Source organism: Scytonema hankhaensis NUACC26 (genome assembly GCF_045865695.1).
Lineage (GTDB): Bacteria > Cyanobacteriota > Cyanobacteriia > Cyanobacteriales > Nostocaceae > Scytonema.
The window spans coordinates 19,611-43,881 of record NZ_BAACAP010000192.1 but is presented as its reverse complement, the minus strand read 5'-3'; the positions used below and the strand labels follow the sequence as shown (position 1 = coordinate 43,881).

General features: G+C 40.2%; 22 protein-coding genes. 10 read left to right on the top strand and 12 right to left on the bottom strand.

Translation table 11 applies throughout. The features are described 5' to 3' along the window. Nucleotides 1-193 precede the first annotated feature (193 nt). Nucleotides 194-2,569: an NACHT domain-containing protein gene (locus tag ACKTT2_RS20285; RefSeq protein ID WP_407890203.1), complete on the bottom strand. Its 2,376-nt coding sequence runs from the start codon at nt 2,567-2,569 to the stop codon at nt 194-196. A 692-nt stretch (nt 2,570-3,261) separates the two neighbouring features. Between ACKTT2_RS20285 and ACKTT2_RS20280 the strand changes: the two genes are divergently transcribed. The 3 genes from ACKTT2_RS20280 to ACKTT2_RS20270 all read left to right on the top strand — a co-directional run bounded on the left by ACKTT2_RS20280 (nt 3,262) and on the right by ACKTT2_RS20270 (nt 6,302). Next, nucleotides 3,262-4,542 (top strand): methyltransferase domain-containing protein, encoded by a 1,281-nt coding sequence (locus ACKTT2_RS20280; RefSeq protein WP_407890201.1) that lies wholly within the window; start codon nt 3,262-3,264, stop codon nt 4,540-4,542. 60 nt (nt 4,543-4,602) lie between these two features. Next, the gene (locus ACKTT2_RS20275; protein ID WP_407890199.1) at nt 4,603-5,454 is read left to right on the top strand and encodes a glucose-1-phosphate cytidylyltransferase; all 852 of its coding nucleotides are present in this window, start codon (nt 4,603-4,605) and stop codon (nt 5,452-5,454) included. A 194-nt stretch (nt 5,455-5,648) separates the two neighbouring features. Beyond that, nucleotides 5,649-6,302 (top strand): PIG-L deacetylase family protein, encoded by a 654-nt coding sequence (locus tag ACKTT2_RS20270; protein ID WP_407890197.1) that lies wholly within the window; start codon nt 5,649-5,651, stop codon nt 6,300-6,302. A gap of 172 nt (nt 6,303-6,474) precedes the next feature. On the opposite strand, the gene ACKTT2_RS20265 is transcribed toward ACKTT2_RS20270, so the two are convergent. Together ACKTT2_RS20265 and ACKTT2_RS20260 are read right to left on the bottom strand one after the other, a co-directional pair. Further along, nucleotides 6,475-7,803 carry a DUF4910 domain-containing protein gene (locus ACKTT2_RS20265; protein WP_407890196.1) on the bottom strand — a complete coding sequence of 443 codons (1,329 nt, stop codon included), beginning with the start codon at nt 7,801-7,803 and terminating at the stop codon, nt 6,475-6,477. 235 nt (nt 7,804-8,038) lie between these two features. After that, nucleotides 8,039-9,061 (bottom strand): sulfate/molybdate ABC transporter ATP-binding protein, encoded by a 1,023-nt coding sequence (locus tag ACKTT2_RS20260; RefSeq protein WP_407890195.1) that lies wholly within the window; start codon nt 9,059-9,061, stop codon nt 8,039-8,041. A 74-nt stretch (nt 9,062-9,135) separates the two neighbouring features. On the opposite strand from ACKTT2_RS20260, the gene ACKTT2_RS20255 reads away from it, so the two are divergent. Next, nucleotides 9,136-9,723, top strand: a complete 588-nt coding sequence (locus tag ACKTT2_RS20255; protein WP_407890193.1) for a Crp/Fnr family transcriptional regulator — start codon at nt 9,136-9,138, stop codon at nt 9,721-9,723. Between the two features lie 88 nt (nt 9,724-9,811). On the opposite strand, the gene ACKTT2_RS20250 is transcribed toward ACKTT2_RS20255, so the two are convergent. The 6 genes from ACKTT2_RS20250 to ACKTT2_RS20225 all read right to left on the bottom strand — a co-directional run bounded on the left by ACKTT2_RS20250 (nt 9,812) and on the right by ACKTT2_RS20225 (nt 14,339). Next, nucleotides 9,812-10,090, bottom strand: a complete 279-nt coding sequence (locus ACKTT2_RS20250) for an NIL domain-containing protein (protein ID WP_407890191.1) — start codon at nt 10,088-10,090, stop codon at nt 9,812-9,814. Between the two features lie 60 nt (nt 10,091-10,150). Beyond that, a complete protein-coding gene (locus tag ACKTT2_RS20245) occupies nt 10,151-10,417 on the bottom strand; it encodes an NIL domain-containing protein (RefSeq protein ID WP_407890241.1) in 267 nt (88 codons plus the stop codon). Nucleotides 10,418-10,431: 14 nt separating this feature from the next. Beyond that, the gene (gene cysW, locus ACKTT2_RS20240) at nt 10,432-11,322 is read right to left on the bottom strand and encodes a sulfate ABC transporter permease subunit CysW (RefSeq protein WP_407890189.1); all 891 of its coding nucleotides are present in this window, start codon (nt 11,320-11,322) and stop codon (nt 10,432-10,434) included. Then, complete coding sequence (cysT, locus tag ACKTT2_RS20235) at nt 11,309-12,193, bottom strand: sulfate ABC transporter permease subunit CysT (protein WP_407890187.1); 885 nt, start codon at nt 12,191-12,193, stop codon at nt 11,309-11,311. The genes cysW and cysT overlap by 14 nt, the downstream gene beginning before the upstream one ends. A gap of 18 nt (nt 12,194-12,211) precedes the next feature. Then, a complete protein-coding gene (locus ACKTT2_RS20230; protein ID WP_407890185.1) occupies nt 12,212-13,366 on the bottom strand; it encodes a sulfate ABC transporter substrate-binding protein in 1,155 nt (384 codons plus the stop codon). A 205-nt stretch (nt 13,367-13,571) separates the two neighbouring features. After that, on the bottom strand, nt 13,572-14,339 hold the full coding sequence (locus tag ACKTT2_RS20225; protein ID WP_407890183.1) for a class II glutamine amidotransferase: 768 nt from the start codon (nt 14,337-14,339) through the stop codon (nt 13,572-13,574). A gap of 324 nt (nt 14,340-14,663) precedes the next feature. Here ACKTT2_RS20225 and ACKTT2_RS20220 point away from each other — a divergent pair, with 324 nt between their 5' ends. Both ACKTT2_RS20220 and ACKTT2_RS20215 read left to right on the top strand, forming a co-directional pair. Beyond that, entirely contained in the window at nt 14,664-15,782 is a 1,119-nt protein-coding gene (locus ACKTT2_RS20220; protein ID WP_407890181.1) for a sulfate ABC transporter substrate-binding protein, read from the top strand. 348 nt (nt 15,783-16,130) lie between these two features. Then, a complete protein-coding gene (locus ACKTT2_RS20215) occupies nt 16,131-16,667 on the top strand; it encodes a nuclear transport factor 2 family protein (protein WP_407890178.1) in 537 nt (178 codons plus the stop codon). A 150-nt stretch (nt 16,668-16,817) separates the two neighbouring features. Here the strand turns inward: ACKTT2_RS20215 and ACKTT2_RS20210 are convergent, their stop codons facing one another. After that, nucleotides 16,818-17,498, bottom strand: a complete 681-nt coding sequence (locus tag ACKTT2_RS20210; protein WP_407890176.1) for a pentapeptide repeat-containing protein — start codon at nt 17,496-17,498, stop codon at nt 16,818-16,820. A 446-nt stretch (nt 17,499-17,944) separates the two neighbouring features. Further along, the gene (locus ACKTT2_RS20205; protein ID WP_407890174.1) at nt 17,945-18,433 is read right to left on the bottom strand and encodes a hypothetical protein; all 489 of its coding nucleotides are present in this window, start codon (nt 18,431-18,433) and stop codon (nt 17,945-17,947) included. Between the two features lie 692 nt (nt 18,434-19,125). On the opposite strand from ACKTT2_RS20205, the gene aroF reads away from it, so the two are divergent. After that, a complete protein-coding gene (gene aroF / locus ACKTT2_RS20200; RefSeq protein WP_407890173.1) occupies nt 19,126-19,998 on the top strand; it encodes a 3-deoxy-7-phosphoheptulonate synthase in 873 nt (290 codons plus the stop codon). Nucleotides 19,999-20,328: 330 nt separating this feature from the next. After that, nucleotides 20,329-20,634 (top strand): DUF2442 domain-containing protein, encoded by a 306-nt coding sequence (locus ACKTT2_RS20195; RefSeq protein ID WP_407890172.1) that lies wholly within the window; start codon nt 20,329-20,331, stop codon nt 20,632-20,634. A gap of 52 nt (nt 20,635-20,686) precedes the next feature. Here the strand turns inward: ACKTT2_RS20195 and ACKTT2_RS20190 are convergent, their stop codons facing one another. Next, complete coding sequence (locus ACKTT2_RS20190) at nt 20,687-21,991, bottom strand: hypothetical protein (protein WP_407890171.1); 1,305 nt, start codon at nt 21,989-21,991, stop codon at nt 20,687-20,689. 542 nt (nt 21,992-22,533) lie between these two features. Here ACKTT2_RS20190 and ACKTT2_RS20185 point away from each other — a divergent pair. Both ACKTT2_RS20185 and ACKTT2_RS20180 read left to right on the top strand, forming a co-directional pair. After that, nucleotides 22,534-23,214, top strand: coding sequence for a dienelactone hydrolase family protein (locus tag ACKTT2_RS20185; RefSeq protein ID WP_407890169.1), 681 nt, complete (start codon nt 22,534-22,536; stop codon nt 23,212-23,214). Nucleotides 23,215-23,296: 82 nt separating this feature from the next. Continuing rightward, on the top strand, nt 23,297-24,208 hold the full coding sequence (locus ACKTT2_RS20180; RefSeq protein WP_407890168.1) for a sterol desaturase family protein: 912 nt from the start codon (nt 23,297-23,299) through the stop codon (nt 24,206-24,208). Nucleotides 24,209-24,271: the final 63 nt, after the last annotated feature.

Sequence of the window (24,271 nt, the reverse complement as noted above, 5' to 3'; positions counted from 1 at the left end):
ATATTGGTTAACATATAACGAGCTACTTCGACCCGTAGCACATCTTTGTTATCCCCCCAGGGTGGAATCAAGTGTCTACGAGATCGCAGTGTGTCATCGGCTTGTTTGCGATCGCGTCTGAGAAAATGTATGACTTAACGTATAAGTTTGTTGTTATTCTATGAAACGCATCATAGCTCGTATTATTCGGTTGCTAGCAGCATTTCAGTACGCTTCCTGTTGATAAATATACATTTTTGCCCGATAGAGAACTTGATGTTTTGGTGATGGGCAACAACAGCGTTTCCTCAATTTTATCTCGTATACTAGAACTGACTTCCCGATTTGTGTTGAGGCAATCCACCAGCAACTGGTTGGCAGCATAGTACTGCTTGAGGACTTCCTTTTGCTTTTCGCTGAACTGCCATTGATGACTTATGTTACGACACCAAAGCATCAAAGACCTCAATTGAAGAGTCCAAGTCTCACCGTTAGCATTCCACCATTGTTTTAACCTTTCTCTGCCTTGCTCTGGGGCGGGTAATTGTTTTTTGAGTTGTTGCAGCGATCGCTCAAAATCACAATCGCAGACAACATCTTCATCTAAAGTTAGGGCAAAACTGAGGGCGAGGACTCGATCCATTGGGTCGGGCAAGGTCTGGGTGAGGGACACAGCATGGTTAAGAGTCAAATCTACCGACAAATCAGTGGCAAGAGTACCAGCAAGCCTTGAATCGATGGCAACGCACAAAGCCATGTCACAATCTAAGCTTAAATCATTGGGAAGAACTAGTGTCAGGTAAAAGGCGCGAATAGCTGCTTTTTTATAAGGAGCCTGCACGGAAAGGGACTTCTGGTGGAGCCAGATAAGGAACTGCTGCAATTGGTCATCGGTAGCAACAAGTCCATCAATATGTTGCTTCATTAATTGCAGCAGGTAAGGTACATTACCCAACACACTAGATGCCAGTAAAAATACTTGACGCCAACGAGCTTCCGTCACATGGCTGACTAGATCGCTCAGTTTTTTTTCTAATATTTCTGGTTCAGAACTAGTAACAATGTTTCTAGCTGTTAAATACTCTTGAAATGTTAAATGCGAGAATGAGTAAATACCTCGCGCCTGCTCCACTAGAAGTCCGCGTGCTAAGAACCATTTCAGTAGTGCTTCACTATTAAGTTGCAGCATCTCCGGATCGCATTGGGCGCTGGATAACTGACCGAGATACTCCGCAATATAGTGCCGGACATTGCTTTTTGTAAAAAAGTAACGTTTTTGCTCAAAGGTGACAGCGGCAATCTGACTTAGCAGTTTCAGCTTGTGGGGTAAAGACAAGTGAAGATCGCTGTCATTGCGTTTAATGCTCCTGACTTCATCCCAGCGATTGAGCAAAATGTCCAATCCTTGCTTGTAAAATTCGACTTGTCTCGTTGGAAAGTTGGATTGCGCTTGAAACATACAACAAACCAGGTTGAGCAAAAGTGGTGACTGGGCTAGTTCTCGAATTTGCCGATTTTCTAATAACTGCAACTTTTCCATAAACTGATAAGCTAAAGCTTCTCCTCGTTCAATAGAATTCTTATCAACGTTAATAAACCACTTTTGGACAAAAGCTTCTATTTGGGAGAAATCAAGATCGGCAATTTCAATATCGGTAAAGGAATCAAACTGACACTGTTGAGTCCCAATCCGACAGGTAATAATAAATCTATTTTTATAAAATTTTTCAGACAAATTACGAATTTTTTGCACTATTTCGGCGCTGTCATCTTCTGGAATTTCATCTAAACCATCCAGTAGAATTAACATTCTGCCGTCAGCCAGTAATGTTTGAATTTGCTGGTCACAAATGCCATCCTCAGCCAAGTTTTGAGTGATATAGTTCAATAAACTAAAATTGCCTGTTTCTCTGCCATCCTCAGCCAAGTTTTTGAGTCGGATAAAAATGGGAATTTTGTCTGATAAAAACTTGCCTTGATTGCATTGTGTAGCGATATATTGTAAAAATGTAGTTTTCCCAGACCCCGGTTTACCTAGCACCATCACCTTGGGATAGGTTACAACTGCCTGCATTGCTCTTACTCGTTCCTGACAAATTGGAACTAAACTAAAGCTGTCCAATTCTTCTGAAACCAAGCCTTGTAATTCAAAGAGATCTAACCATCTTTGACTCGCAATATTATTTAAAATATTGACATTGACATAAATGTCTTCTAGTTCAATCGGTTGAGCAATATCCAACAACCGCAGGGTGGCACACTGAGCTTGAATTTTATCGCTTCTTTGCTTTCGCACCATTTCCACCAAAGCATCAATATCCTGGCATTTGTCCCAGTCGAGCTTTTTTTCCGTTGCTACGCCTCCTATCGGTAGCTCCGCAATCTCTTGCCAATCTAAACCAAGTTGAAAGCAGATCTCCATGAAGCTCTGACGCTCAATCGGCCTGCCTGTAAAAAACTTCCAAATTGACTGGCGAGTTTCCAGCCCTACCTCACTAGCTAGATATTCTTGCGTCCATTCCCTGACTTGAAAAGCCCTTTTTGCTTTCTTGATTCCTACGGTAGATGCCTTTAGCGAACGTCGTGCCATAACCTAAACTGCGAACCTCGAAACATTATCAAATTAAAACAGTTTTGAATAAATTAAATTTGTTATAAGCAAGAAATTAAACTACTAATATTTACCATAACTTCTATCTTTAGATATAGATAAGAGTTAATCAGAAATATACTTATATTACAATTAACTAAGTTTATAATATGTAAAAAATCATAAACTCAAAGGGTTAATAAGAATTAATCTCATCTGGTAAAGTTGCTCATCTTTAGCGGCAGCAAAGTAGGAAAAGTACGAAAAGTAAGATAAGAATGGTAGGGTGACTTTTAGTGAATATCAAACCTTGCTGATTTGGGCAGTTCGCTTATTGCTAAAGGTAGTCAGGTTACTCCCTCTGACGAATGCATAAGGGCAATGCCTCCATCAAGCTGTTAAATGTCCCTGCTTTGGTGGCTCGTTACTTTGGAAAATGAATTTGCAGTAACCAGAGCATTCTTCCACACACTTAGAGGCATAAACAGACCAATTATACAGATTATACGTTAAGTTATACATTTCCCACAACGCGATCGCAAACAGGTCAGTTGCACACTATTCTTTCATAAACGATTGCGCTGCGATCGCAACATGAAGACAATCGGCTGTAGCAAGTGGCTCTCCGTGCAAGAAAGGTTGACACAGGATTCTACGATCGAGTTACACATAAGACTTAGAGAAGCTAATAAATGACTAAGACAATTTTGGAGTCCTACGTACAGAATAATAAAACCCTGAATCGTGGTTGCTGTCGATTTTGTGGGTCAAAATTAAAGCACACTTTTGTTGATTTGGGAATGTCACCGCTTTGTGAAAGTTACGTGTCACCCGAACAGCTAAACCAAATGGAGACTTTCTATCCGCTGCACGTATATGTATGCGAGCGCTGTTTTTTAGTTCAACTTCAGGAATATGTCAGTCCGCAAGACATCTTCAGCGAGTATGCTTACTTTTCGTCTTACTCTGACTCTTGGCTACAACACGCCAAAAACTATACCGGAAAGGTAATAGCGCGGTTTGGGTTGCACTCTTCAAGTCAAGTCGTGGAAATAGCGAGTAACGATGGTTACTTATTGCAATATTTTCTTGAACAAAAAATACCTGTGCTAGGCATAGAACCAGCAGCTAATGTCGCTGAGGTAGCAATCAAAAAAGGTATTTCCACAGTTGTAAAGTTTTTTGGAAAAAACACAGCATCTGAATTAGCTGCTAGCGGTAAGCCAGCAGATTTATTGATAGGTAATAATGTACTTGCTCACGTACCTGATATCAATGATTTTGTCGGAGGCGCTAAAATACTACTTAAACCTCAAGGTATAATTACCATGGAGTTTCCTCATTTAATGCGACTTATTGAGGAAAATCAGTTTGACACCATTTATCACGAACACTTCTCTTATTTATCGTTGCTAACAGTCGAAAAGATTTTTGCACATCATGGGTTAACAATCTTTGATGTAGAAGAACTTTCAACTCATGGTGGCTCTCTAAGAATTTATGCAAAACAAGTAGAAGATACTTCTAAACCTATTAGTCAACAGGTGATACAACTAAGAGCTAAGGAAGAAGCTGCTGGATTTACCAACATCAAACATTATTTCTCATTTGGTGAAAAAGTTAAGGAAACCAAATTCAAACTTTTAGAATTTTTAATTTTAGCTAAACGACAAGGAAAAACAATTGCTGGTTACGGCGCACCTGGTAAAGGTAACACCCTTTTGAATTATTGTGGGATTAGAGAAGATTTCATTGATTACACAGTAGATCGGAATCCATATAAACAAGGTAAATTTTTACCAGGAACTCATATACCAATCTTTCATCCAGACAAAATTCAAGAAACAAAACCAGACTATTTACTGATTTTACCTTGGAATTTGAAAAACGAAATCATGTCGCAGATGTTGTTTGTACGTGATTGGGGTTGTAAATTTATCGTGCCGATTCCTGAAGTTCATGTCTATTCTTGAGTCAAGTAGAAATCAACTCATAATGATTGAAATTTCATCATAACCAAGAAGGAAATTCCTATGAAAGTAGTTTTATTTTGCGGTGGTTTAGGAACAAGATTAAGAGATTTTTTTGCTAATGTCCCCAAGCCTATGGTTAATATTGGTTACAGACCGATATTGTGGCATGTGATGAAATACTATGCTCACTACGGACACAAAGATTTTATTTTGTGTCTTGGTTATAAAGCAGATATCATTAAGAATTACTTCCTCAATTATGATGAGTGTATTTCCAATGATTTTACCTTACAGGAGGGAGGCAAAAAAATTCAACTTCTCAACAGTGACATTGAAGATTGGAAAATTACTTTTGTCGATACAGGTTTGACTTCAAATATTGGTCAAAGATTCAAGGCTGTTGAAAAATACTTAGAAGGGGAAGAGGTATTTTTAGCTAATTATAGCGACGGTTTAACAGATTTATATCTACCCGACATAATTGAAGACTTTCAGAAACATAACAAAATAGCTAGCTTTCTGTGCGTTAAACCATCGCAAAGTTTTCATTTAGTTTCAATGGAAGAAAATGGTTTGGTCAGTGATATCCAAAGTGTCCAGCAAGCCGGGATTCGGATAAATGGAGGTTTCTTTGTATTTAAGAAAGATATTTTTAAACACATTCAAGCTGGAGAAGAATTAGTGAACGAACCATTTCAAAGGTTAATTAAGTTAAGACAGCTAGCTGCTTATAAATACAGTGGATTTTGGGCGTGTATGGATACATTTAAAGAGCAACAGCAGTTAGATGATATGTATTGTCAAGGTAACGCTCCTTGGGCAGTATGGAATCTTGAAAGGAAGGTAAAATCTTTGGATTATAGTCGGATTCACCATGTTACTAATGATTCTATACCATTAAAATTGGCTTAACTCAAACCTTGCAAGCTTTTCCCGACACACTCAAGCGTCTAGTTACATAAACCCACACTAAAATTGTTTTTGTAAGTAGGTTGGGTTGAGGAACGAAACCCAACCTACAATTTCCTATCGTTGGTAGGGCTAAAGCCCACCAGCCCTCCCCCTCGAAGATGCAAGATGTCAGCCAGTAATAACAAATCATCAATATGCTTAAATTTAATTTTGAACAAAAAAGTAACTCAAGTTATAAAGTATTGTGTTTGGGAGCGCATTGTGATGATATAGAAATTGGTTGTGGAGGTACAATCTTAAGATTGATAGAAAGTTACCCAGATCTTGTGTTTTATTGGGTTGTCTTTAGTTCCAACTTACATAGAGAAAAAGAAGCTTATCATAGTGCTAATAAGTTTTTAGAAAAAGTTATAGAAAAAAATATAATCATTAAACAATTTCAGGACGGTTTTTTTCCTTTCATAGGAATTGAAATTAAACAATTTTTCGAGGAATTAAAGCAAGATTATCATCCCGATCTAATTTTTACTCATTCTCGTCATGACCTGCATCAAGACCATCGCTTAATTTCTGATTTTACCTGGAATACGTTTAGAAATCATTTAATATTAGAATATGAAATCCCCAAGTATGATGGAGATTTAGGAAATCCTAATTTTTTTGTTCATTTAACTGAAAACATTTGCAAAGACAAAATCAACTATATTCTTGATAGCTTTCCATCGCAAAGCCAGAAACAATGGTTTACAGAAGAAACATTTTTATCAATTTTGAGATTGCGAGGAATTGAATCTAATGCGCCTAATAAGTATGCGGAAGCTTTTTACTGCCGTAAAGTAGTTTTTTAACTCGAATGTAAGAATTCAAAGCTCAGATCCCCCCACCTCGTTCCCAGGCTCCGCTTGGGAATACCTGAAGGGAGGCTCCGCCTCCCGTCTCGCCTCGCTCCAACTTGGCGAGGCTCTGCCTCGCTGTCTGCATTCCCAGCCAGAGGCTGGGAACGAGAGAGTAGCAGGGGATCTAGTTTTTTGACTCAAAACATTCTTTTAATAAATTGAACTGCAACAATGTATCTGCTGTTTTCTTAATCAAGTCAAACTCTAAACTGGATTTTTCAGCAATATCTAGCAGTGTATGCTCGCCATCAGACAAATTTAAAATCCACAACATAGCCATTTCATTTTTTTTGGTATCAGTCTGCCCACCGATGGCACTATATAGTCCTCTTTTACCCAACTGTGGCTCACATTTAGGGTTTTGATTTAAGTATTTTTTATTGTTCTCTACAATCTGCAAAACTGACAAAATTTTTGAGAATGAATCGGCAAGATATTGAGGTTTTACCAGCTCTAAATTGTCTGCAGATGTGTGATATTGAGGATAAGTACCGTGAGGCGATCGCATAAAACAGCCCACAGGAAGATTAAATCCTGGCGAGCAAAATTGCCGTTCATCATAACCGTAGGGAGAAAACTCCATAATTTCATAATCTTGATTGGAGTGTTTCAACACATGAATAACGGCTTTATCAATATCAGCATTACCTCGACGGCTTTTTTTGTAGTGAGACTTACCGGGATCGCCCACACAAGTTACAACCAAACCATGTTTAATTTTGTCAACATTCACTTCATTTAAAGCCAGCCAGGTAATGGAACCAATGGTTCCAGGAATAAAGAGAAAACGATAAGAGTAAGAAGGCGAAAGTTGGCTGAGATGTTTGGCTAAGAATGTTGCTAATGCTATTCCGGAAAGATTGTCATTACAAAGAGATGGGTGGCAGGCGTGACATGAAATCAGAACTTCATCTGCTTTTTCGCCTCTAATGTAATACTCTCCGTAAGTTAAATGACCATTTTCTAAAGAAGAATCGATGTAAACTTCATACTCTTCTTCTTTTAATTCTAAGAATTGGTTATGGCTAAGACAAAAGCCCCAGTTCTCTTTGTAGTAGGAAGTTCTATAAGGAATCCAATTAGGGCGGTCGATTAATGTAAAAAGATGTGCCTTTAAATCCTCTAAAGGCATTTTTTCATGAATATTTACGCTGTAATTAACTACATGAAGATTTGATTGATTAAAATCTATAATTTTTTCGCCTTGAATATTTTTAATATAGGCATCTTTTATATTCCACTCTTTAGGAACAGTCCAATCAAATACTTGAGTACCTGTAGGTACATTATGTATAATTAAGGGAATATATTTGTGAATAATCTCCAGAGTTTTTCGTAAGCCATTTCCAGTAATACTACGACAAATAGGATACAAATCAGATATTAACTGATACATTTGATGGCTAATATCATTCACGCTAATACTGTTGTTTATATCAATACCTGTATGCATATTATTTATTAGGGGATTCTCTAAGCATATATAGACACATATTTTACAATATTATTATGTTTACATTTACTAGTATTTTTATAAACAAATGTTGCAGCCGCTTTTTTATGTAAAAGTAATATTTCTCCCAAATAGAACAAAACAGGTAAAAATTAATGTAGAGAGCTAGCATACTACGTCTCTCCCATTTGTATGCTACCTCTCTACACGCGCAGAACGATTGTAAATTACACTATCAACTCATAGCATAAGTTGGGAAGACTTTTGCTTGCTTGGGTTTAACAAACACTTGCTGATCTTCCGCGATCTTAAGTTGATTAAACTGCTCGCGAGATAAGTAAGCAATGACTGGTTCTCCAGACTGAAGAACCAACTCAACTCGAATTTCCCAACCCAAGTTAATAATCCGGTCTACCTTAGCCGATACAGAATTTTCTTCACTAGCACTAGTTTTAATCGCAACATCGTGGGGTCGTAAGAAAACTTGATGGCTTGATGGAGTGACAAAATCTTTATTTGCCACAATACCAGCGTTACTGGAAAGAACATTGACCGGACCAATAAAGCTCATGACAAAAGGTGTGGCTGGATAGTCGTAAATCTCAGCAGGCGTACCCATTTGCTCTACCCGACCTTTATTCATCACTACGATTTGATCGGAAACTTCCATCGCTTCCTCTTGGTCGTGGGTCACAAACACGGTTGTCACATGCACCTCTTCATGCAATTGTCTCAACCACATTCTTAATTCCTTGCGGACTTTCGCATCCAACGCCCCAAATGGTTCATCTAAAAGCAAGATTCTTGGCTGCACTGCCAATGCTCTTGCTAACGCTACTCTTTGACGTTGACCTCCAGAAAGTTGAGAGGGATAGCGTTCTCCAAAACCCCCTAACTGAACTAATTCCAAAAGTTCTGAAACTCTATCTTGAATTCTATTTTTAGGGAACTTGCGAATTTCCAATGGAAAGGCGATGTTCTGACGCACTGTCATGTGCTTAAATAAGGCGTAGTGCTGAAATACAAACCCTATCTGACGCTCTTGTACTGATTTGTAAGTGGCATCTTCTCCAACCAACCAAACATGACCGGTATCGGGTGCTTCCAATCCAGCTATCATTCGCAGTAAAGTTGATTTCCCAGACCCGGAGGGACCTAAAAGAGCCACTAAAGACCCCGTTTTGACCTCCAAACTCACATCGTCTACAGCATAGAAAGAGCCGTACTGCTTAGTTACATTTTGAACTGCAATTCCCATAGCAATCTCCTACAAAAAACTGATATATTTAGAAACTACGGTTTTTTTATCGAGAAAAGGTAATTTAAACAACAATGTCTATTTCAACACATTTTCCCAATTCATCCAGTCAAACCACTAGAAAAAGCTTTAAGATTCGCTCATCGCTACCCCTGAAAGAAAATAGTTTGTGGAAAATTGAAACAGGAGTGGTGAGGGTTATCACTTGGCATGAAGACGGTACGCTGGTCACCTTAGGAATTTGGGGACCGGGGGATGTTGTCAGCCAAGCTTTTTCTGGAATCGATCCCTATCAAATTGAGTGTTTGACCAAAGTTGAAGCAGTAGCGCTTCCTCTAGATGGGTGGTTCCCACTCACATCGGTATTGCTCGCTCACATTCAACAAGCTGAAGAACTGATGATAATTCGCAGTCATAAAACAGTAGAGATTATGGTTGTTAAGTTGTTGACTTGGTTAGCTAAGAAATTTGGTCGTGAAGTAGCATCGGGAAATCTTATTGATTTACGCCTCACTCATCAAGACATTGCTGATATGCTCAATTCAACTCGCGTAACGATTACTCGTATCCTTACCCAGTTGGAAGAGCAGGGCTTGATTCATCGTCTTCCCCTACACAGAATTGTCTTGAAAGAAGAAGAACTTTGGCATTACGAAATTTAGGCAAACAGTGTTGAAACATTAGTTTATCGATCGCTTAGTGTTGAATTTTTAAGACCTAACAATCGTTTGCGATTAAGCAATAGCTGACTTAGCAGTACCAACTATCTCCACCTGTATGAGGCTTACCCTCAATTTTCAGATTTAGAGATTCTAAATAATTTAAACCATGCCAAAGTTGTGGCACAGTTCCATGAATTTCTAGGTCAAATAGTCCCTCCCCATTTGTGCTTTTTCCCAGCATTGCTCCTGTAATGTTAACAATTAAGCCATGACTGGAAATTAGCCGAGAAATCACAGGTTCTTTCTCATACAAGGGAGGAATATGCAAACGCAAACGAACTTTTGTGGTACTGCTGCTTTTAATCATAGTTACTAATAATTCATTGCTCTCAATCCAAAATCTAAAATCTAAAATCCACGCATCATACTAGTAATCACCTGTATTGATGTCATGCCAAATTTCCAAATTTAAATCGTTGATGTAGATTAAGGCGCTCTCAATTTGTTCGCTGCTTCCTTGTAAATCTAAGTCAAACCAACCATCACCAATACCATTTGAACCGAGCATTGCAGCAGTGATATTCACTGTCAAACCGTAGTTTGATATCAGGCGCGAAATCACGGGTTCTTGATGAAATTCTTTAGGTATTCTCAATCGAATGCGTCTGTGGGCAAGCTGATTTTCAGAAACCATAATTGTCATTACAATTAATGTTTTGCGCTCTGTTTGATCCCCGTTTTCCGTTCTAAAATCTCCTTCATCACCAAAGTAACGACTGCTAGCAACCCTAACAGCACTGCTGCTGAGAAAGCAGCTTCCGTTTCATACTGTTTGTAAGCATCTTCTATGTAGAGGGGTAAGCTTTGAGTTTTGCGGGCAATGTTCCCAGAAACTACCGAAACCGCACCAAATTCACCCATTGCTCGCGCATTTGTCAAAAGCAAGCCGTAAAGTAAACCCCAACGGATGTTAGGTAAGGTAACGCGCCAAAATATCTGCCAATCTTTTGCACCGAGTGTTCTAGCGGCTTCCTCTTGATCGCTACCCAACTCTTCTAAAACGGGGATCACTTCCCGTGCGACAAAGGGTAAACTCACAAAAGCTGTGGCTAGTATCATACCTGGAAAGGCAAAGACAACTTTGATATCATTGGTTTCCAAAATCTGACCAAACCACCCATTTCGCCCATACAGCAGCACAATCATTAACCCTGCAACTACAGGTGAAATAGAAAAGGGTAAGTCAATAAGGCTCAGAACAAAAGCCCGACCGGGAAACTTGTTGCGTGCGAGCGCCCAAGCCGCACACAAACCAAATACTGTATTTACAGGTACAGAAATGATAGCTAGAGCTATTGTCAACCAAGCCGCATGAGTAAATTCCGGACGCGACAGGTGAGAGAAAAACGTTCCAACCCCGCTTTTAAAAGCCTGGACAAAAACGTTGATTGCGGGGACATAAATGATTATAGCTAAGTAACCAACTGCGATCGCAATTAGTATTGTAGGAGCAAAACTTTTTGGTTTGACTCGCTTTGAAGTGCTTGTTTCGCTGGTTGTTGAGTGAAAGTGCGGTTGTGGAAATTCATCTTGCGTCATATCTTCTTCCCCAAGCTTGTAAAAGATTGATTCCCAGCAACATCACCAAAGAGATGATTAATAACACCATGCCAATAACTGTTGCACCCGAATAGTCATACTGCTCCAATCGCTGGAAAATAAGCACCGGAGCAATCAAATCCTTAAAAGGGGTGTTAGAAGCAATAATGACAGTTGAACCGTATTCCCCGACAGCACGGGAGAAACCTAACGCAACACCCGTCAAAATAGAGGGAAACAAAGGAGGTAGAAGCACCCTCAAAAAAGTTTGTACTTGAGAAGCACCCAAACACCAAGCTGCTTCTTCAATTTCCTTCTCCATTTCCATCAGCACTGGTTGTACTGTTCTCACAATAAAGGGAAGAGATATAAATATCATGGCTATCCCTACACCCAAACGAGTAAAGGATACCTTGATTCCTAAAGGTGCTAGTAAAGAACCAATCCAACCATTCTCACTGTAGACTGTCGTTAAAGTTAATCCGGCGACTGCTGTTGGTAATGCAAAAGGTAAATCTATAGTGGCATCAAGCAAGCGTTTCAAAGGGAAATCATACCGTACAAAGACCCAAGCAATGAGAGTTCCAAACACTCCATTGATGAGACCAGCAGAGAATGCAGTAACAAAAGTTACTTCATAAGTTGCCAGAGCAATAGGGCTGGTCGCAATTTCCCAAAACCGGGTTGGAGGTTCAGTACTTGCCTTTGCCAACATTGCAAGGACTGGTAGAAATAACATCACACTTAAATAGGCAATGGTAATTCGCCAAGTCCAAGGTAAGTTGTAAAGATGTTGTAGAGACCTTTTCCAAAGAGGCTGTTGGCGAACAGTTCTCCTGGTAGAAGGTGATGGAGGAGATGAAATAGTCATAAGTGGTTTAACTAATTCCTATTTTCCTTTTCCTTGAATTTTGTCAAAGATTGCGCCATCGGCAAAGAACTTTTTCTGGATGGAGTCCCAACCACCGTAGTCTTGCACTGTGCCTAGATTTTTAACTTTTGGATACTTGTCTGAAATAGCCTTGTTTTGAGCGACTGTTTCATTGACAGATCGGAATCCTAACTTAGCGAATTCTTCCTGTGCTTCTGGTTCATACAAGAATTTTACAAAAGCTTCTGCGACTTCACGGCTTCCGTGTTTATCAACATTTTTATCTACAACTGCAATTGGATTGTCGATGGATACATTGACATCAGGAATGATGTAATTGACTTTCTCTCCCTTCTGTTGTGCCAAGATAATTTCGTTCTCGTAGTTGATGAGTGCGTCTCCTTGTCCTTGCTTGAAAAAGGCGTCAGTCGCTTCACGCGCATCTTTTGTCAGAACTGGTACGTTGTTGTAGACTTTTTTCACAAACTCAATCGCCTTATCTTCTGATGCTCCACTTTTGATGGCTGAATTCCATAATGTGAGAAAATTCCAGCGTGCAATCCCGGAGGTTTTAGGGTCAGCCGTGATCAGCTTAACACCATCTTTTGCTAAATCTGCCCAAGTTTTAATACCTTTGGGGTTTCCTTCACGAGTGACTAGGGCAGCGACTGATTTGGAAACAATACCATTGTTCGGGACTTCTTTTTCCCATCCAGGCTGTATCAACCCAGCTTTCTCAATTCTTCCTACGTCTAAACCAAGTGCCAAGTGGACAACGTCAGCTTCCAAACCATCAATCACAGCACGGGTTTGAGAGCCAGAACCGCCATAGCTTTGATTGAATGTTACATTTTGGTTGTGCTCTTTTTTCCACTTTTCCACAAATTTTGGAATAATAGCTTCATGCGCTGCTTTTGTCACGGCAAAGGAAACAAGGGTAATTTCAGCATCCTGTTTGTTTGCAGCGACAGGGTTTGCTGTGGTATCTGTTCCAGTGCTATTTCCAGAAGAACTGGTTGTATTGCCACCAGAACAAGCCGCGATCGCAACACTTAAGCTGATTCCTACTAAAAAGAGTGATAAAAAGCTTTTTAAAGACTTAAGCTTAAAGTTGTCGGTAATATGCAAAAATAATAGCCCTGCTTGTTTCAGGACAGTCTGCCAGAAATTCATACTCTCGCCCCCGAAGTTATACGGTTAGTTACATAGCTAACCGTATTTATTGTTTATTGTAAGAGATAATACATGGCATAAGCAAAAAAAGCAAGGGGAAAACATCACTTTATCTATCAGGAAAGTGGTGTTTTTACAGTGACCAGTGACCAGTGACCAGTGACCAGTGACCAGTGAATAAGAGAAGCTTGGTAGGTGTTTATCGCTAACTCATTGGTAAGCCATCCTGAAAGACTAACAGTTCTCCTGGTTCGATGGTTGTCCAGACTTCATTGTCAGTTAACGGAGTAGTGGCAATAACGGCAACGCGATCGCTTGGAGTGGTTAATTCGCTAAAATCTACACTTAAGTCCTCATCAATTAAATGGGCAGCAGCAAAAGGTGCTTGACGCACTATATAGCAAAGCTTAGTTGAGCAATAAGCAAAAAAGTGCTCGCCATCAGATAACAAGTAGTTAAATATACCTTTTTTTGCAATAAAATTAGTGATTTCCTGGAGAACTAAATAAAATTTTTCTACAGGTGGTTTACTGTGAGGAAAAGAAGCTCGTAACTTATCCAAGATTAGGCAGAAAGCTTTTTCGCTGTCAGTGTTGCCAACAGGTTGATAGAACTCCAAATCCTGGGGATGAAAATTGCGTAAATCGCCATTGTGAGCAAAAACCCAATACCTTCCCCACATTTCTCGTCGGAACGGGTGACAATTTTCTAGAGAAATTTCACCTTGAGTCGCTTTGCGAATGTGGGCTATCACGTGTTTGGAGTGAATGGGAAAGCACCGTACCAAATCCGCAATAGGAGAATCAATAGAAGGTTTGGCATCCAGGAAAAGCCGACACCCCTTTCCTTCAAAAAAGGCAATTCCCCAGCCATCGCGATGGTCATCAGTTTTTCCTCCCCGCGCTGCAAAGCCCTCAAACGAAAAACAAATATCAGTAGGTACGTTGCAGTTCATTCCTAGCAGCTGGCACATGGCTGTTAAAATCCTGAACTCTATGAAAATGGCTCTGGGATCAAGATACTTTAGAAGCTCTACACTATTCTGGCACTAATGTTTCAATTGGAGATTGGTCAAGTGTCATTTGTCATCGATCGAGTGTCATTTGTCACACTTGTCACCCTTGTCACCCTTGTCCTCCCAATCCCCATTGCCCCTTATCCCCAGAGGGGACCCCGAGTTCCCCAGTCCCCAATCCCTCTTGCATTGAGTACGTATTTATGAGATTGTTATTTTCATTAATCTTACTGCAATTTTATAGAATTACCGTACTTTACAATTTTTGAGGAATTACCGACCATGAAAATGCCCCTGCCAAATATTTTTTCTTCCTTATTACAACCGTGGAAGGAATCTTCCACTCGCACGCGCACTTTTACGATCGCTATAGGTTTTACTATCAGTGCGGCAGTACCTGTTTATGCAGGTATGACTTTGCAAAAGCCTCCTACAAAGACTCAAACTCAACTCATTAGCCAAAAACCCAAAACAGTTGAATTGACTTTGGTATCCTATGCCGTGACTAAAGAAGCATACTCCAAAATCATTCCCCTCTTTACACAGAAGTGGAAGAAAGAGCGCAATCAAGAAGTTATTTTTCGGGAAAGTTATGGTGGGTCTGGTTCCCAAGCACGAGCTGTTATTGATGGTTTGGAGGCGGATGTTGTAGCACTAGCTTTGGGATTGGATGTGGATAAGATCCAGAAGGCAGGGCTGATTAAACCGGGTTGGGAAAAAGAGGTTCCCAACAATGGGATTGTGACTCGTTCTGCTGTTGTGCTTGTGACTCGTCCGGGTAATCCTAAAAAAATTCGTGATTGGAACGATTTAGTTAAACCGGGCGTGAGTGTCATCACAGCTAATCCGAAAACCTCTGGAGGTGCTCGTTGGAACTTTTTAGGGCTTTGGGGTTCCGTAATTAAGACAGGTGGAAATGAAGCAAAAGCCCGCGATTATGTTACTAAGGTTTATAAAAATGTCCCCGTGTTACCTAAGGATGCGCGAGAAGCCAGCGATACTTTTTACAAGCGCAATCAAGGGGATGTGTTACTAAATTATGAAAATGAGGAAATTCTGGCAAAGATAAAAGGAGAATCTAATTTTCCTTCTGTACTTCCTCAAGTCAATGTTTCAATTGATGCCCCAGTAGCTGTGGTGGACAAGGTTGTGGACAAGCGCGGTACTCGTCAAGTAGCAGAAGCTTTTGTTAAGTTTCTCTATACACCAGAAGCACAACGGCAATTTGCAAAGGTAGGTTTTCGCCCTGTAAATGCTACTGCAGCTAAAGAAAATCAAAAGCAGTTTCCTCCAATCAGCAAGCTTTATACTGTCAAAGACTTTGGTGGTTGGGATGGAATTCAGAAGAAGTTCTTTGATGACAAGGCTGTTTTTGACCAGATTCAGGGAGGGAAGTTTTAATGGCTAATTGCTAATTGTTAATTGCTAATTGCTAATTGTGAATTTAAGATTAGCAATTAGCTATCAGCCATTAGCAATGGGCTAGTGGTCATGACAGCAACGCCATCGTTTGGAGTGGTTTATTCGCTAAAATCTACAGTTAAGTTCTCATCAATTACAGCAATTTTCAGGTTCATAGACCACAAGAGCATAGTATGGCTCATTTACTTGAAAACTGCTGTAAATGGGCAGCAGCAAAAGGTGCTTTCTAATATAAATTTATTTCTACATTTGGGAGTATTGACAAAATGTACTTACTTTTAAAATTTTAACGAGGTATATTCTATGACAAGGTAAAGGAAGAAAAAAATGCATAAATCTATAATTACGGGTGCCTTGCTACTCGCTGTCGGTTTTGTTAGTGCAACAACTTTAGAAGTTTCGGCGTTCGATAGAGTTCATGAATTACTGTTTGATAGTGTTGTTAACAAATTAACGTCCAAAGACGATGATGAATTAACGTTAGAACGTCAGTCTACACCTGTGAAGGTGGTGGATGAACATCTGAGGGCGTTGAACGCTTGTGACCTTGAACGCCTCATGGCTCAGTATCCAAACACAGCTGAGATTCATCTGCCTGATGGCGTTGTAGTTAAAGGACGGACGCAGTTACGAGCGCTCTTTGTAGATTTCGTTAAAGCTCGCGAGCAAGGCGGTTTGTGCGGTCTCACCTTTACTCCCGAGCACGTAAGTCAAGTCGGTAAAACAATTAATGTTCAGTGGAGATCTGAAGCGCCTTTCCTATCAGAACCCTATCGCGGTTCTGATGCTTATGTAACCTGGGACGGGTTAATGTATGCACAGGTGACCACGTTTAAAGGGGAAGACTTAAAGTTTAGACCTTAGATAGTTGAAAGTTTTCCGTCTGAGTCAGCTGCTGAAGGACAACGGCAAATCACGATCGGTTTCTTAAACTTTTTTAGGCAAAAGCGATTGCCCTTATGTTGAAAGAGTACGGGCAATCTAGTCTTTAAATTTTCAATTAAATCAGTGCAATTACTCATAGATTTTGCCATCAGGCATAATTGCTCCTTTTAGGTTTGCTCCTATTAATTTTACAAGAATGCGATCGCCAGAACTCATGCGTGCTCCTGTTAAATTTGCTCCCCGCAAGTCAGCACCACTTAAATCTGCTCCTATTAAATTAGCACCGCATAAATTCGCTTCTCTGAGGTCAGATAACAGTAAATTTGCTCTAAACAGATTCGCATCTGATAAATCTGCTCCTCTAAGATTCACTTTATGCATAAAACTATCACTGAGATCGGCTCCACTCAAATTGGCGTAGCTCATATTTCTACCAGATAAATCTTTCCCTTTCAAGTTAGCTCTACTAAAGTCCTTCCCACTTAAGTCGTTATTAGGCTTTGCAGCGTCTGGCTTTGGAGATTGAGAAGTTTTTTGAGTTGGCTTTGTGGGCGTATAGGGCGTATAGGACGAATATGCCGCTCTGCTATGTGACATTTGATACTGAGATTTTAAAGACCGCAATTTTTCCCTAGCTTCATTAATTTCTTGCAGCTTCTTTTGCGCCTTCTCTTGCAAACGGACGTTTTCTTTTGGTAGGCGGTCGGGATGCCATACAAAAGCCAAATCTTTGTACGCTTGATTCACTTCCTCAAGTGTTGCTCCAGGCTCTAATTCTAACAATCTATAGTACCGCTCCATCTCGCTCATAAGACTTTTGGGTGGAAATTAACTTCATTATGAGTGATACAGACAAATTTCGACTGCATCATTTGTATAATCTTTCCTGAACAGTGACCACCTGACCAGTGACCACCTGACCAATGAATCACCTTACTTCTAAGTTGGGGATTTGAATAATGAATTAATTTCTGTTTTTCCATAAATAAATTCAGGGGCTTCTACAGTATATGTAACTACTTACTGGTCACTGGTCACTGGTCACTGATTACTTCATAATAGTCAAGAATTCAGTACATTTTTCTTCAGCTAATAAACCTTACAAGAATGTAAATACTTGTATCAACTACTTATGGATATGTTATCAATTGTAAAATACTGATACAAAATGTATTTGCTTTGTCTGGATGAAAACAATAAAAAATAGAGTATCTACTATCAAAAGATACATTTTCTAGAGAAAATCAATATTTATATTATCCTCTGCCTATGAATCGCTGTTGTAATGCTCGTACATAAGCTCGCATCGGGATTTGATAAACCTCGATTAGCAGCCAAATAATAATAGCCAAATGAAAAGAAAAGGTTAATACTGTCCAAATATATGGCACCCAGGATAAGGGAACTTGTGACTCGGGTGGGAAATTATACGCTACTATACCAATTAAAGCAGTGGGAAGAAGTATAAAACCGACAGCAGCAAACACGTAACCCCAACCAAACTCAACTCCTTCTATTTGTGCTTCTGTCCAATTGAAGCCGTTCCAATACCAAATAAGAGGAGGTTGTCTAGAAGGCATTTTGAGTTGTTGTTGTTCGACATTAGCAACAAAAATTTGCTGACAAAAATCACAAGACATAGCCTCCATCAATGGCATATGACTAATTTTACCTACACGGCACACTGGGCAAGGGTAAACTCCTTGATAATTAAAAGATGTGGAAAGAATTTTGGAACTCGGCATAAGCAGTTAAAAAAAGAGAGTAGGGAGTGGGGAGTAGGGAAAGAGGGGTTTTCATGTTTGTAAGATTTTCCCGTAATTAGCTGCAATGAAATGCGTGACAGCTTGGTTACCTTTGTAAGGAGTAAGAAGTTCATAAGGAGAAGTTAAAAAAATGAAGCCCCTTTCAGTTTGTGCCAAGCACGCGCAATTGCGATCGCTATTCTTCAAATGTAGAGGATATGCCTACAAGTCAAAGAACGTTGTGGGGGGTTGACGCAACTCTCTGCCTCTGTTAAGGTCATGTATATAAGTTTAATCTATCTTTTTCCACAAAGCACAAATCCAATGATAAGCAATAATTCCTACTTTTATTTTTGGTTTAGGGTGGTTCACCGGGAGTGAATTCAGTTTCCACATGGAAATCACCCGGTGAACCGCAGAGCGAACTCTGCGGTTTTTGTGTTTTTAGGAGAAGTTGAAAGGGTAAAGGATAAACGATGAAGGATAAAGTCAGAAAAAATCCCCATTACACCACAAGCTTTTATTTTTATTTTTGGCCTAGAATCAGCTCCGGGTGATAGCGTCATGCAAACAAATGCATCGTTAAAGCCCGGAACCTGGTTCTGGGCTTTTCTGTTTTCAGTGACCAGTGACCAGTGACCAGTGACCACTAACAACTAACAACTAACAACTAACAACTAACTACCAACTATATGAATAACGCCAAACTTGTTACCAAATCTCACCCTCACCATCAAACAATCGTCCGTCTTTCTCCAAAAGTCGCTTTTGGTGGAAAGGAACTCGTCATTATTGGCGGACCTTGTGCTGTTGAAAGCCAAGAACAAATGGAAACTGTCGCTCAAAAGTTAACTCTTGCATCCGTTCAAGCCTTACGTGGTGGTGTTTACAAACCCCGCACCTCTCCCTACGCTTTCCAAGGCATGGGCGAGGAAGGATTGCAAATTTTGGCAGAAGTGCGATCGCGTTACAATATTCCAGTTGTGACAGAGGTTATGTCCATTTCCCAAATAGAAGTTGTTGCCCTACGTGCTGATATGCTTCAGATTGGTAGCCGCAATATGCAAAACTTCGATTTACTGAAAGCACTTGGACAAGCAGGTAAACCAATACTTCTGAAACGAGGTTTGGCAGCAACCATAGAAGAATTTGTAATGGCAGCTGAATATATAGTTAGCCACGGCAATCCTGATGTTGTGCTGTGCGAACGAGGTATCCGCAGCTTTGACAATTACACCCGTAACGTACTCGACTTGGGTGCAGTCGCGGCACTCAAACAAATAACTCACTTACCAGTGATTGTCGATCCTTCTCATGCCGTCGGTAAGCGAGAACTAGTAGCACCCGTAGCGAAAGCGGCAGTTGCTTGTGGGGCAGATGGGTTAATTATAGAGTGCCATCCAGAACCAGAACAATCTGTATCTGATGCACGTCAGGCATTGTCTTTGGAAGATATGGTGAATTTAGTTAATAGCTTAAAGCCCGTAGCTGTATCTGTCGGGCGGAGTATATCAGAAACAATGGGGGCGGGTTCACAACCAGCCCCTATTTTTTGTGCAGCTTAAAATACGCAAGAGGATAACAGAGCATCAGTACTACAATCAATATTGACAGGTTTTAGAGAGTATCTCATACTTGAGGACAATTTAAAACCACGTCTGCTAATGCCTACGGTTCTTCAAGTTGGTCCTTACAATTTCATATTCTTTAGCTCAGATCGGGGGGAGCCTCCCCATATTCACGTTAAGTGGGATAAGCAAATTGCTAAATTTTGACTCGCCCTCTGGGTTCGCCACTTGCCTACGGCGGGAAACCCGCCTGCAGCAGTGGACTCACTGAACGCTTCCTCCACGGGAAGACAGCCACGTGGTTTCCGCACTCCCGGAGGCTTTTAGATGAGTACTTTGACGCTTGAGACAGAACTAATTGTAAATCAAGTTACCGTCTCTGATGAGAAATTGATTGTAGACCTAGTTGATGGTCGCAGCCTTAGTATTCCTTTAACCTGGTATCCTCGTCTAATGCACGCTTCACCTCAGGAACGACAAAACTGGCAAATTTTAGGTGATGGCTATGCAATTGAGTGGATTGATATTGATGAGCATATTGGTGTTGAGGGTTTATTGGCTGGTAGACGGAGTGGAGAAAGCCAGCACTCTTTTGAACGGTGGTTAGCTACACGCAGTGCTTCTACCAGTTGACAGAAGTGGCGCTTTGCTAACTCAATCCTTATACTAATTTGAGGTGTTTACTTTATCCTTTACCTTTAACCGGGCTTAGGCTACGGCTAGCAACATCAGCGCTGAGTCCCCAAAGCAACAACCCTAGAAAATCAGTAAAAGGTCTGGCTCCAAAAGTTTTACCATTTTCCACATAGAGAGAATTTAATCCTACACCTGTGAGAGTCAGTAACAGCGTTAAGGATAGTAAAGGTTTGATAAACCACAGTGTTGCTTCAGCACTCACTCTATCTGATAAGCCAGAAAGGGTTACTAAAAACATTTGCAAACGCTCGGTCATAGTAGGTTTAGGTGGGATAGTCTCTCTTTTAATAAGACGACCTGTTGCATCTTGGGCGCTTTCTATAGACCGACTCATTTCTGGACGGTCTACCGATCTAGTTCCTAGATCCTCAAACATTGCTTTTAAATCTTCTAAGAATTCATTTGCCGCTATATCATCTTGTTGCGAAATAAAATATCGAATTTTTTCTATTTGCGATCGCACTCTTTGTTCTGTACTTGCATCTAGCAGTTCTTCTTCTATTTTTTGCACCATCACTTGCAAATTCAGTAAAACTTCCAAGCGATTTCTGATAGATTCAATTTGAGACATAGCTATATCAATTTTGTTCCGAAACACCAGTTTTCGGACTTCCCTAGACATATTAGTTAATATCTTGCGATCGTCTTGACTTTCTAAATAAGCATCTGCAATATCTACATCAAGACGATTAACTTCTTTCAAAGCCTCTGCCTGAGCACCGCCTGACTTTTCGACATACTGCATGAGCCTGCCGAGAATGACCCCTAATAATAATACAAGAAGAGGAACAAAGGGACCACTTCTAACATTCAAGTCGAGAGGTAAAGTCAAGCGGTTACCAACACTATCAAAGTTGAGATAGACAGCACCGATGTAATGGTCGGAAGGCATTGCAGAGCGTTTCAATAAAAGATTTATACCAACTATCTGGTTAGCCGGTAAAATTTGAGAGCTAGGTAAGATGATTGTTGTAGATGTATTGAGTTGATAGCCTGTAATTTCACCTTGAGCGACAACTACAGGATTAAGAACAGTTACATCTCTTGGAGTTCTGTTATCAAATTGCAACTCTCGACTATCAATATATGCACTAGCAGGTAGAAAGACACGCGCCAAAGCGCAATCTAACCACCCGCTACAATTTACTAAATTAAGTTGAATTTGCTTAGTACCTTCTAAGGGAAGTAATGTTAACTGTCTGTTATCAGAAGTCGTGAGTGGAGGTGTTTGAGCTAAAACTGAGTTTTGGAGTAGAACAAGAGGTAGTAGAATTGTAAGGAACCATTGTTTCATGGCATTGTTTGGAAGATTTCAAGTCAAAGCAAGTGGCGAAGCCCACATAGCCACTATTATGCTAGCCGACTGGAAATATTCGCACTGTTCAGATACCTGTAGGAAAAGTCTCTGGTGCTTCTTCCATTTGCCAACAAGGCGTTTGGTAATCTCGGCTCGTTGTTCGTAAAACTCATGGGTGCCATGAGTCGCCTCACCAATAAGCACAAAGCGAGCATCATTCCAAATAAAAAAATAACTAACTTTCTCTTGTGGTACGGGCTTCTAGCCCGTCACTCACAAAGAACGGGCGAGGACACCCGTACCACAAGATGGATAATTTATTTCTTGGACATCCCCTAACGACAAATGACTAATTACGATCCTTCTAGTCGCGCTTAAACCCGCGCTCTTCGGGTAGCTCCCCTACAGTGCTTAAAATTTTTTACGAACGATTTAGGATTGCTATAAAATGCTCCATACTGAAGATGGAAGAGATTTAGTCAAGGCTTGTGAAAGCATAACTTTAAGAGCAATTTTGAAAAATTTTTAGTAAAAGGTTTATGGATAGAACATTAGAATCGCAAGTTGAAGAACGTTCAATTCAAGTTGCATCAGGCGTAATTAACCTAGAAGGCGATCTGAGGATACCTGAAAATGCTCGTGGAGTTGTGCTGTTTGCTCACGGTAGTGGTAGCAGTCGGCATAGTTTAAGAAATCGTTATGTTGCCCAAGAATTAAATAAAGCAAGGCTAGCTACCCTCTTGATTGACCTGCTAACTCAAGATGAAGAAGAAATAGACAATCAAACAGGACAATTACGTTTTAATATTAATTTATTAGCTCAACGGCTAATTGATGCTACAGAATGGCTAGCCCAAAATCTAGAGATTTACAAAACAAAAATTGGTTACTTTGGTGCTAGTACCGGTGCAGCAGCAGCTTTAGTAGCAGCTGCACAACATCCAAATGGTATTCGTGCTGTTGTTTCTCGCGGTGGAAGACCTGACTTAGCAGAAGCGTCGCTGTCAAATGTTCAAGCGCCAACACTGTTAATAGTCGGTGAAAAAGATACGCCCGTTATTCGCATGAATCAAGAAGCGATGGAACAGCTACAAGTAGAAAAGAAGTTAGCCATTGTTCCTGAAGCAACACATCTTTTTGAAGAACCGGGAACACTAGAGGTAGTTGCACGCTTATCGAGTGAGTGGTTTGAACAATACTTAGTTACATTACCTCAGTAGTCAGCACAATGAAAAGAAGGAAACTTTACTCATCTGGTGCGATGGCGAATCAAAATTCTTAATCTATAACTAGTTGACAACAATGTTACTACTACTTAGTTATGTTTATGCGATCGTCACAGCAGTTTTTGTTATCTTGTTTCTGCTGGAAAGAATCTTTCCCTTGCGATTGCAAAAGCATTCACTCATAAAGAGGTTGTTTATCAACTCCTGTGTTATTACTTTGGCTTTTGCCGCAAATGCGACTGTTGTTCAACCGACTGCTCAATTTATGTTGCAGTGGACTCACTTACAGTCATTTGGATTGGTTCATCTTGTGGCACTACCTACAGCCATCAAAAGCGTCATAGCTTTTTTATTGATGGATTTAACATACTACTACTGGCATAGAGCGAATCACAGATTTCTGATTTTGTGGCGCTTTCACAACGTACATCACATCGATCCAGATTTAGACATTTCTACAGGTTTTCGCTTTCATATCGTAGAAATTGTTTTATCAGCAGGGCTTCGCATTTTTCAGATAGCTTTAACTGGCATATCCCTGGGAACTTACATTCTCTACGAGTTAGTTTATCAAGCAAATACCCTGTTTCACCATAGCAATACTCGTCTTCCCATCTGGACTGAACGCTGGTTAAATACAATCTTGGTAACGCCTCGGATGCATGGCGTTCATCACTCCCAAGTTGGAGACGAAACCAATTCCAACTATTCTGTTATTTTTCCTTGGTGGGATAAACTGCATCAGACACTAAGGCTTAACGTTCCTCAGTCAGAGATTGAGATTGGGATTCCGGCTTATTCCTCTCCTGATGACAACAAACTACAGCATATTTTACTCGTACCCTTTCAAAAACAACGCGATTACTGGTGCAAACCCAATAACAAACTTGTGGAAAGAAGTCCCGCCGTTTTGGGTGGAGACTTAACTCAAATGGTAGATTTTAACAACACATTAATGACAAGAAATTTCTCATTGAAAATAGAGTAGGGTTAGGGACTGGGGATTGGCGAATGGAAACTAGGAAAGAGACGTTTTCATTTTTGGTTGTGA

What these genes read in the sequence shown, in the direction of transcription:
- ACKTT2_RS20285 (WP_407890203.1), bottom strand. Translation starts at nt 2,569, where the DNA reads ATGGCACGACGTTCGCTAAAGGCATCTACCGTAGGAATCAAGAAAGCA.
- ACKTT2_RS20280 (WP_407890201.1), top strand. Translation starts at nt 3,262, where the DNA reads ATGACTAAGACAATTTTGGAGTCCTACGTACAGAATAATAAAACCCTG.
- ACKTT2_RS20275 (WP_407890199.1), top strand. Translation starts at nt 4,603, where the DNA reads ATGAAAGTAGTTTTATTTTGCGGTGGTTTAGGAACAAGATTAAGAGAT.
- ACKTT2_RS20270 (WP_407890197.1), top strand. Translation starts at nt 5,649, where the DNA reads ATGCTTAAATTTAATTTTGAACAAAAAAGTAACTCAAGTTATAAAGTA.
- ACKTT2_RS20265 (WP_407890196.1), bottom strand. Translation starts at nt 7,803, where the DNA reads ATGCATACAGGTATTGATATAAACAACAGTATTAGCGTGAATGATATT.
- ACKTT2_RS20260 (WP_407890195.1), bottom strand. Translation starts at nt 9,061, where the DNA reads ATGGGAATTGCAGTTCAAAATGTAACTAAGCAGTACGGCTCTTTCTAT.
- ACKTT2_RS20255 (WP_407890193.1), top strand. Translation starts at nt 9,136, where the DNA reads ATGTCTATTTCAACACATTTTCCCAATTCATCCAGTCAAACCACTAGA.
- ACKTT2_RS20250 (WP_407890191.1), bottom strand. Translation starts at nt 10,090, where the DNA reads ATGATTAAAAGCAGCAGTACCACAAAAGTTCGTTTGCGTTTGCATATT.
- ACKTT2_RS20245 (WP_407890241.1), bottom strand. Translation starts at nt 10,417, where the DNA reads ATGGTTTCTGAAAATCAGCTTGCCCACAGACGCATTCGATTGAGAATA.
- cysW (WP_407890189.1), bottom strand. Translation starts at nt 11,322, where the DNA reads ATGACGCAAGATGAATTTCCACAACCGCACTTTCACTCAACAACCAGC.
- cysT (WP_407890187.1), bottom strand. Translation starts at nt 12,193, where the DNA reads ATGACTATTTCATCTCCTCCATCACCTTCTACCAGGAGAACTGTTCGC.
- ACKTT2_RS20230 (WP_407890185.1), bottom strand. Translation starts at nt 13,366, where the DNA reads ATGAATTTCTGGCAGACTGTCCTGAAACAAGCAGGGCTATTATTTTTG.
- ACKTT2_RS20225 (WP_407890183.1), bottom strand. Translation starts at nt 14,339, where the DNA reads ATGTGCCAGCTGCTAGGAATGAACTGCAACGTACCTACTGATATTTGT.
- ACKTT2_RS20220 (WP_407890181.1), top strand. Translation starts at nt 14,664, where the DNA reads ATGAAAATGCCCCTGCCAAATATTTTTTCTTCCTTATTACAACCGTGG.
- ACKTT2_RS20215 (WP_407890178.1), top strand. Translation starts at nt 16,131, where the DNA reads ATGCATAAATCTATAATTACGGGTGCCTTGCTACTCGCTGTCGGTTTT.
- ACKTT2_RS20210 (WP_407890176.1), bottom strand. Translation starts at nt 17,498, where the DNA reads ATGAGCGAGATGGAGCGGTACTATAGATTGTTAGAATTAGAGCCTGGA.
- ACKTT2_RS20205 (WP_407890174.1), bottom strand. Translation starts at nt 18,433, where the DNA reads ATGCCGAGTTCCAAAATTCTTTCCACATCTTTTAATTATCAAGGAGTT.
- aroF (WP_407890173.1), top strand. Translation starts at nt 19,126, where the DNA reads ATGAATAACGCCAAACTTGTTACCAAATCTCACCCTCACCATCAAACA.
- ACKTT2_RS20195 (WP_407890172.1), top strand. Translation starts at nt 20,329, where the DNA reads ATGAGTACTTTGACGCTTGAGACAGAACTAATTGTAAATCAAGTTACC.
- ACKTT2_RS20190 (WP_407890171.1), bottom strand. Translation starts at nt 21,991, where the DNA reads ATGAAACAATGGTTCCTTACAATTCTACTACCTCTTGTTCTACTCCAA.
- ACKTT2_RS20185 (WP_407890169.1), top strand. Translation starts at nt 22,534, where the DNA reads ATGGATAGAACATTAGAATCGCAAGTTGAAGAACGTTCAATTCAAGTT.
- ACKTT2_RS20180 (WP_407890168.1), top strand. Translation starts at nt 23,297, where the DNA reads ATGTTACTACTACTTAGTTATGTTTATGCGATCGTCACAGCAGTTTTT.